The organism is Streptomyces sp. NPDC058045 (assembly GCF_042885635.1).
In the GTDB taxonomy this organism is placed as follows: domain Bacteria; phylum Actinomycetota; class Actinomycetes; order Streptomycetales; family Streptomycetaceae; genus Streptomyces.
This window is the reverse complement of sequence record NZ_JBHVRR010000102.1, coordinates 1-6,807: the sequence shown is the minus strand read 5'-3', so window position 1 is coordinate 6,807 and position 6,807 is coordinate 1. Positions and strand designations below refer to the sequence as shown.

Annotated in this window: 10 protein-coding genes; 4 read left to right on the top strand and 6 right to left on the bottom strand. The window is 72.9% G+C overall.

From position 1 onward, the window contains the following. Nucleotides 1–61 precede the first annotated feature (61 nt). Complete coding sequence (locus tag ACFVST_RS29050) at nucleotides 62–316, bottom strand: chaplin (protein WP_390156583.1); 255 nt, start codon at nucleotides 314–316, stop codon at nucleotides 62–64. Between the two features lie 129 nt (nucleotides 317–445). Further along, complete coding sequence (locus ACFVST_RS29045; protein ID WP_390156582.1) at nucleotides 446–778, bottom strand: transglycosylase family protein; 333 nt, start codon at nucleotides 776–778, stop codon at nucleotides 446–448. Nucleotides 779–1,041: 263 nt separating this feature from the next. Between ACFVST_RS29045 and ACFVST_RS29040 the strand changes: the two genes are divergently transcribed. Further along, nucleotides 1,042–1,479, top strand: a complete 438-nt coding sequence (locus ACFVST_RS29040; protein ID WP_390156581.1) for an SH3 domain-containing protein — start codon at nucleotides 1,042–1,044, stop codon at nucleotides 1,477–1,479. Nucleotides 1,480–1,557: 78 nt separating this feature from the next. Here ACFVST_RS29040 and ACFVST_RS29035 read toward each other — a convergent pair whose 3' ends face one another. Then, a complete protein-coding gene (locus ACFVST_RS29035) occupies nucleotides 1,558–2,331 on the bottom strand; it encodes an enoyl-CoA hydratase-related protein (RefSeq protein WP_390156580.1) in 774 nt (257 codons plus the stop codon). 115 nt (nucleotides 2,332–2,446) lie between these two features. Then, nucleotides 2,447–3,808, bottom strand: coding sequence for an NAD(P)/FAD-dependent oxidoreductase (locus ACFVST_RS29030; RefSeq protein WP_390156579.1), 1,362 nt, complete (start codon nucleotides 3,806–3,808; stop codon nucleotides 2,447–2,449). Between the two features lie 205 nt (nucleotides 3,809–4,013). On the opposite strand from ACFVST_RS29030, the gene ACFVST_RS29025 reads away from it, so the two are divergent. Beyond that, nucleotides 4,014–4,751: a DUF2470 domain-containing protein gene (locus ACFVST_RS29025; protein ID WP_390156578.1), complete on the top strand. Its 738-nt coding sequence runs from the start codon at nucleotides 4,014–4,016 to the stop codon at nucleotides 4,749–4,751. Between the two features lie 13 nt (nucleotides 4,752–4,764). On the opposite strand, the gene ACFVST_RS29020 is transcribed toward ACFVST_RS29025, so the two are convergent. Continuing rightward, on the bottom strand, nucleotides 4,765–5,208 hold the full coding sequence (locus ACFVST_RS29020; protein ID WP_390156577.1) for an ATP-binding protein: 444 nt from the start codon (nucleotides 5,206–5,208) through the stop codon (nucleotides 4,765–4,767). Nucleotides 5,209–5,479: 271 nt separating this feature from the next. Between ACFVST_RS29020 and ACFVST_RS29015 the strand changes: the two genes are divergently transcribed. Beyond that, nucleotides 5,480–5,728: a hypothetical protein gene (locus ACFVST_RS29015; protein WP_390156576.1), complete on the top strand. Its 249-nt coding sequence runs from the start codon at nucleotides 5,480–5,482 to the stop codon at nucleotides 5,726–5,728. 129 nt (nucleotides 5,729–5,857) lie between these two features. Here ACFVST_RS29015 and ACFVST_RS29010 read toward each other — a convergent pair whose 3' ends face one another. After that, nucleotides 5,858–6,310 (bottom strand): DUF2267 domain-containing protein, encoded by a 453-nt coding sequence (locus tag ACFVST_RS29010; RefSeq protein ID WP_390156575.1) that lies wholly within the window; start codon nucleotides 6,308–6,310, stop codon nucleotides 5,858–5,860. A 228-nt stretch (nucleotides 6,311–6,538) separates the two neighbouring features. Between ACFVST_RS29010 and ACFVST_RS29005 the strand changes: the two genes are divergently transcribed. After that, the gene (locus tag ACFVST_RS29005; protein WP_390156574.1) at nucleotides 6,539–6,760 is read left to right on the top strand and encodes a DUF6480 family protein; all 222 of its coding nucleotides are present in this window, start codon (nucleotides 6,539–6,541) and stop codon (nucleotides 6,758–6,760) included. Nucleotides 6,761–6,807 lie beyond the last annotated feature (47 nt).

Below are 6,807 nucleotides of genomic sequence, written 5' to 3'. Positions count from 1 at the left end.
CCCGGCCCCCGGGCGCCGGGGCCACCGGATCCGGCGGGCGCTCAGGGCGCCCGCCGGGGTGTCACTTGTTGATGCAGGCGTTGCCGAACGCCGGGTTGAGCAGGCCGACCACATTGACGCTGTTGCCGCAGGCGTTGATCGGCACATCGATCGGGACCTGGACGACATTGCCGGAGAGGACGCCCGGCGACATGGCCGCGAGGCCCTTGGCGGACGCGCCGCCACCATCGCCGTCGTGGGCGGACGCGACGCCCGCCGCGCCCAGGGCCACGGCGCCGGCGAGGGCGGTGGCGGCCGCGAGAGAACGCATACGCATGAATATCTCCTGTCAGAGACGGAAAACCGACTGTCCGATCTGACCGTGCCGGAGTCCGCAGGCCCGGAAATTACTCCATTCAGAGTGTGTCCCGGCACGCCCCCGGCGTGTCGGGGCGCGCCCACGAGGTCAGGCGCAGCCCCAGGCGCCCATGCCCTGGCGGGCGGCGAGCCGTTCGGCCATCGCGATCTGCTGCTCCTTGGTGGCCAGGTCGGCGCGCGGCGCATACCGTCTGCCGCCGACCGCCTCCCAACTGGACTGGGCGAACTGGAGCCCGCCGTAGTAGCCGTTGCCGGTGTTGGCGTGCCAGTCGCCGCCGGACTCGCAGGCGGCGATGGCCTCCCATCTGGCGCGCGACACGGCCGTGGCGCCGGGCGCGGCGAGCAGTACGGCGACCTGGGTGGCGGCCGCGATCCCGGTGAGCAGGAGAGCGGTACGGGTGCGGTGCGGGTGGCCGGTCATGAGTGCTCCTTCGTCGCTGGGTGGCCGCCGGGTGGCGGTGGCCTCAGACCGTAGGACGAGGTGCGCGCGGGCGGCATCCGGAGCGGGTCCGAGGGGTGGCGTGTCGCCGGGGTTGGCGGGGCGGCGATGAACGGGCGTGTGGGGTACGGCCGCTGAGGTTGCGTCAGCGTTTCGTCGGCGATATGGCCGGAATTAGTCGTAATGTGCCGCGAGCGTACCGGCCGCGCTCCGCGGTCATCTGCGTGTCGAGAATGGAGAGGCACATGACCATGTCCACCGTCCCCGCCGTCCACGGCCTCAAGCGTGCCGCGGGTGCGCTGACCGCGGCCCTCGCCCTCGGCGGCTCCCTGCTCGCCGCGGCCCCCGCCCAGGCGGCGGCGCCCGGCCAGGTCGCGGCCCCCGCCCGCCCGTACGGCACCGTCACCACCACGGCCGGGCTGACCGTCCGGCAGTTCCCGAGCACGGACTCCTCGTCGCGCGGCTTCCTCGCGTACCGCCAGCAGGTCGGTCTGGCGTGCAAGGTCCGCGCCCAGGACATCGGCGGGAACACGGTCTGGTACCTGCTCCGCGGCACCAGCCACGAGCGCTGGGTCACCGCCAAGTACGTCGACAACACCGGCTATGTCCCGTACTGCAAGGACGTCCTGCGCACCGCCACCACGATGGACTCGGAGCGTCAGCACCCCCACGCCAAGGGCTGAGCGCCGCCGCTGCCGGCGTGATCGGAAGAGCCCCGTTCCGCAACTGCGGACGGGGCTCTTCCGTGTGTCGGGCCGGGGTCAGCGGCCCTGCCAGCGCGGGGGCCGTTTCTCCAGGAAGGCGGCGATGCCCTCCTGGAGGTCGGCGGAGGCGGTGACCGCGGCGGTCGCCTCGGCGGTGGCGGCCCAGCCGGTGGCGTCGCCGCGGCCCTCGTCGGGTCCGGCGAGCCAGCGTTCCATCGCGGCGAGGCTCTGCTGGACGGCGAGCGGCGCGTTGGCCGCGATCCGCTCGGCGAGGGCGATCGCCGCGGGCAGGGCCCCGCCGTCGGGGGTGAGGTGGTTGACCAGGCCGGCCTGGTGGGCGCGGCGGGCGTCGAACGGGTCACCGGTGAGGACGAGTTCACGGGCCAGGTTGACCGGGAGGGCGCGCGGCCCGCGGAAGAGTCCGCCGCAGGTCGGCACCACGCCCCGGGACACCTCGGGCAGTCCGAAGCGGGCGCCCTCCGCCGCCACCGTCAGATCGCAGGCGAGGACGAGTTCCAGTCCGCCGCCGAGCGCCGGGCCCTCCACGGCGGCGATCAGCGGGGTGCGGCGGCGCCGCCGGATCAGGCCGTACTCGCCGCCGCGTTCGGTGACGTAGTCGCCGAGGGCGTTGAGGTCGCTGCCGGCGCTGAAGACGGTGGGGGTGCCGGTGAGGACGCCGGCGCGGAGGTCGTCATCGTCGTCGAGGAGGTTGAAGGCGCTGTCGAGTTCCTCGGCCAACTCCCGGTCGATGGCGTTCCGTTTGGCCGGGCGGTCCATCCGCACCACCAGGACGTGCCCCAGCCGTTCGACCCGGGTGAGCCGTCGTTCCATCGCGCCGCGCCCCTTCGCTCCCGCTCGCCGTCGTACCCGCCCATCACATCAGCCGCCGACCGCGCCCGCCCACCCCGGGTCGGTGCGCGGGGCGGGCGGGCGCGGGCGGGGCGGGTCAGCCCTTGGCGGTGAGGGAGGCGGCGTGTTCGCGGACCTCGTCCTGGGTGAGGTACGCGTCGGTGAACTCGAAGTCGCGCAGGGTGGCCCGCTTCTGCGCCTGGAATCCGGTCCGCACGAAGTCGTCGCCGGCCACCGCGTTGAGCAACCAGTCGGTGAGCACCCGGGTCTTGGCCACGTTGGTGCGCAGCGCGGACCAGTGGTAGCCGCGGGCCACAGCCTGGGCGGGCATTCCGCGCAACTCCACGCCGAGCGGCCGGGAGACGGCGTCCCGGCCGCCGAGGTCCACCACCAGACCGAGGTCGCGGTGGACGTAGGGGGTGAGGGGGAGGCCGCGGACGGCGGCGATCACGTTGTCGGCGACCTTGCGGCCCTGGCGGATGCCGTGCTGGGCGGTGGGCGGGCAGACCGCGCCGTCGCCCTTGACCAGGTCCGGTACGGCGGCGGCGTCGCCGAGGGCGAAGACCCCTTCGAAGCCCTGGAGGTTCATCTCCGGGGTGACGGCGAGCCGGCCGCGTACCGTCTCGGCGCCGAGGGTGGCGATCAGGGGGCTGGCGGCGACGCCCGCGGTCCAGATCAGGGTGCGGCAGGGCAGTACGCGGCCGTCGGTGAGGGTGACTTCCTCGGGGGCGGCCTTCGCCACCGAGACGCCGAGGGTGACCTCGATACCGCGGCGCTGGAGGATGCCCATCGCCACATCCCCGAGGCGTTCGCCGAGTTCGGGCATCAGCCGGGGGGCGATGTCGATGAGATGCCAGCGGATCATCTTCGGGTCCAGGCGCGGGTAGCGCTTGACCGCGTTGAGGGTGAGGCGCTGGAGGCAGGCCGCGGTCTCGGTGCCCGCGTAGCCGCCGCCGACGACCACGAACTGGAGCCGGGAGGCGCGTTCGGCGTCGTCGGTACTGGCGTCGGCTAGGTCGAGTTGGGCGATGACGTGGTCGCGGATGTAGGCGGCCTCGGCGAGCGTCTTCATCCCGCGGGCGTGCTCGACCAGGCCGGGGATGTCAAAGGTGCGGGTGACGCTGCCGGGGGCGAGCACGATGTAGTCGTAGCGCTCGTCGAGCGTCTCGCCGGTGATCTTGCGGATCACACAGACCTTGGCCCGCGGGTCCACCCCGATCGCGCCGCCCGGGATGATCCGGGTGCGGAACTTCTGGCTGCGGCGCAGCGAGATCGCCACCGACTGCGGGGTGAGCACCCCGGCGGCGACCTGCGGCAGCAGCGGCAGATAAAGCTGGTACGAGAACGGTGACACCAGCGCGATGTCCGCCTCGCCCGGGGACAGTCTGCGCTCCAGCCGCCGCACGCACTCGACTCCGGCGAAACCGGCTCCCACCACGAGAATCCTCGGTCGTGCCACGGTGTCCGTCCCTTCCTCAACCTGCGGGGCCTCCAGGCTCGGCTGCCCCGCAGCGGGCTCATATCACAGGACATCTTTGCCAACCTGGCGTGAAGTCGCCCGTCGAACCGGGAAATCACTGAAATTCGGTCCCGTACTGGCGCGATACCAGCGGATGTCATTAGGTTAGGCATACCTAAGTTGACCTAGTCCAGCAGGAGCCCGGATGCGCCTCTTCGACGTCCCCGCCAGCAGGCCGTCCCCCGCCGAGCGGGTCAGGTCCGCGCTGGCCGCCGCCGCGTCCATGACCCTCGTCACCCCCGAGGGCCGTACCGAGGTGCTGCCCGCGCAGGCCACCGAGCCCACCGACCGGATGCGGCTGCGCCCGCTGCTGCCGCCCGCCGCACTGCCGGCGACGGACGGCACCCCGGCCACCCTGGAGATCACCGATATCGCGCCACTCCCCCTCCGCCACCGGGTGCGCGCCAGGGTCAGTGTGACCGGACTGCTGTACACCGAGGCGGACGGGCCCCGCTCGGAGCGGCGGATGGAATTCGGCCAGGCCGTCCTGGACTGCGGGGGTGTCACCACAAAGGTGTCCGGGGCCGAGCTCGCGGCGGCCGCCGCCGACCCGCTGGCCACCTCCGAGGCCGGGATGCTCACCCATCTCGCGGACCAGCACGAGGAAGTGGTGCCGCTGCTAATGCGGCTGGTGGAACCGGAGCACCGCCAGGGCGTGGTCCGCGCCGTCCCCGCCGCGCTTGACCGCTACGGCATCACCCTGCGCCTGGAATACGTACGCGGTCACTGCGAGGCCCGACTGCCCTTCGCGCACCGGCTGGACACGGCCGACCAGACCGGCGTCGAGATCCACGCGCTGCTGCTGGCCGCCCGGCACGCGGTACAGCGGCGCCCGGCGCGACCGTACCGCGTGCCGAGCGGTCCCCTTCGCCCGCTGGACTGACCGGGCCGGGCGCTCACAGCGGGGTGGCGGGCAGCCGGACCACCGCGGTGATCCGCTTCCCCACCGGCACCCGCTCGGCCCGCACCTCCCGCGCCACCGCGTGGACGATCTCCAGGCCGTGGCCGCCGACCCGGGTCGGGTCATGGGCCGCGGGCACCGCGAGCGGCAGGCAGACCCCGCTGTCGTAGACGGTGACCCGCACCGCCTCGTCGGTGCCCTCCAACTCCAGTACGCAGGGACCGCGGCTGTGCCGTCCCGCGTTGGTGATCAACTCGCTGACCAGCAGCAGGAGTTCACCGCGGGTACGGGGGTCGACGGGGACGGCCCACTCGGCGCCCAACTGGTCCAGGAAGACGGCGGTGAAGGCGCGGGCCTCGGCGATGCAGCCGGTCTCCCCCGGATAGTGGGCGGTGCGGCGCAGCGGCTCCAGCGGAAGCCGGAAACCGGCGGCGATCACCGGGCCGCCCCGGGCAGGTCTTCGGTCATGCGTTTCTCTCTCGAATCCGGCGTACCGGGACGGTTCGGTGCAGCAGTGCGCCTACCCAGCTCCGGTCCGAGTAGGCCGCGCCGGCCCAGTGCCGTGAGACGACGATGAAGCGTCGATGAAACCGGGGCCTTCGCCGGTTGACCAGCGATCTTCGTGTGGCAAGCAGGTGCCTCCACAGCACCCCCCCTCATCAGGAGGCCCGATGACAGGCGCGCACCGTAAACCGACTCGCAGAGGTCCGATGGCATACGCGCCGACCACCGGCTTCGCCGTACTGGGCATGTCGCTGGCCGCGGCCGGTACGGCGAGCGCGTCGGACCCGGGCACGGCCCATGTGCAACCGTCGAACGACCAGATGGCGCCGAACAACGCTTCCGGCGCCGAGGCACCCGGCGAAGTCCTGACGTCCGACGAGATGCTCAAGCGGTACGCCCAGTACGGCATGGACAGCCAGGAGGGCAAGACCTACACCAAGATCCCGGTCAGGTAGGCGAATCGGACAGCGGGATCTGCGCCGCCTGAAGTCCCCACCGCCTTCAGGCTGTTGCAGGACCCTTCAGAGATCCGGCCCCTTGCGGTCAGCGGTGGTTGCGCGTCGCCCCCGGTCACGGCACCCGCCTCATCCGGGCCGGTCCCCGTCGCCGTCCGGGCCGGCCAAGGGGAGCAGGGCGCGGATGTCGCCGGGTAGTACGCGGGCGACCTTCTCCATCATCTCGGGGCTGACCGCCGCGTCGAGCACCTCCAGTACCGCGGCCGTCCGGTGCAGCGCCTCGTCCTCGGCGATACCGGCGCGCCAGGCCACCCGCCCGGCGAAGACGCTCAGCCCGAACGGCTCGCCCCGGGCCGGGTCGCCCTCCGGCGAGGGGCCGGGGCCCGGTTCGGCCGGCGAGGTGCCGGCCAGCATCGGGTCGGCGAGCTGGGCCGGAAGCTGCGCGGCGAGATGGTGCGCAAGGCCGTCCGGCACACGCTCGGACAGGGTGCGCAGCACCGCTTCCGCGGTGCCCTCGGCGGTGGCGCGATCGGGGAGCGCCGCCCCGCTCTGCACCATGCCGATCAGTTCGTCGTAGCGCATCGTGTACGTCCTCCGGGTCCACCGGACGCCGTCCGAGCGGGTCCGCCGCGTGCGCGGGTACCCCGGAGCCCGGCGTTACACCGCAGTGGGTCGACGGGGCCGGCGTCATGGGTGGTCCCCGGTCCGTTATCGACCGCGGCCGGTGGGCACCCGGCGGGCAGAGCAGTGCCGTGGGTGCGGTGTGCCCGCGTCCGACGGTGTACCGGGCAGCGAGTGAGCGAGGTCGCCATGAATCAGGTAAGTCCCCTGAACGAGCCGACCGGTGACCGTCCCTCCGGTCTGGTGCCGCCGGGTGAGACGCCGCCCGCCGAGGGCAGCCTGTCGGGCGCCGGGCCGCGTGAAACGTACAACCCCCCGCGTGGCTGGGCGAAGGCGCCGCTGGCCCTGATCGGCTTTGTGGTGCTGCTCTTCCTGATCGGCCTGATCGCCTACCCGATCGGGATCCACTGAGGCACCTGTACGTCGGGGCGACCCCGCCGCCGCACCGGTGGGAATCC

Bases quoted from the DNA above. Each gene is read 5' to 3' on its own strand.
- ACFVST_RS29035 (WP_390156580.1), bottom strand. From the start codon at position 2,331: ATGGAACGACGGCTCACCCGGGTCGAACGGCTGGGGCACGTCCTGGTG.
- ACFVST_RS29015 (WP_390156576.1), top strand. From the start codon at position 5,480: ATGGCATACGCGCCGACCACCGGCTTCGCCGTACTGGGCATGTCGCTG.
- ACFVST_RS29005 (WP_390156574.1), top strand. From the start codon at position 6,539: ATGAATCAGGTAAGTCCCCTGAACGAGCCGACCGGTGACCGTCCCTCC.
- ACFVST_RS29050 (WP_390156583.1), bottom strand. From the start codon at position 316: ATGCGTATGCGTTCTCTCGCGGCCGCCACCGCCCTCGCCGGCGCCGTG.
- ACFVST_RS29045 (WP_390156582.1), bottom strand. From the start codon at position 778: ATGACCGGCCACCCGCACCGCACCCGTACCGCTCTCCTGCTCACCGGG.
- ACFVST_RS29040 (WP_390156581.1), top strand. From the start codon at position 1,042: ATGACCATGTCCACCGTCCCCGCCGTCCACGGCCTCAAGCGTGCCGCG.
- ACFVST_RS29010 (WP_390156575.1), bottom strand. From the start codon at position 6,310: ATGCGCTACGACGAACTGATCGGCATGGTGCAGAGCGGGGCGGCGCTC.
- ACFVST_RS29025 (WP_390156578.1), top strand. From the start codon at position 4,014: ATGCGCCTCTTCGACGTCCCCGCCAGCAGGCCGTCCCCCGCCGAGCGG.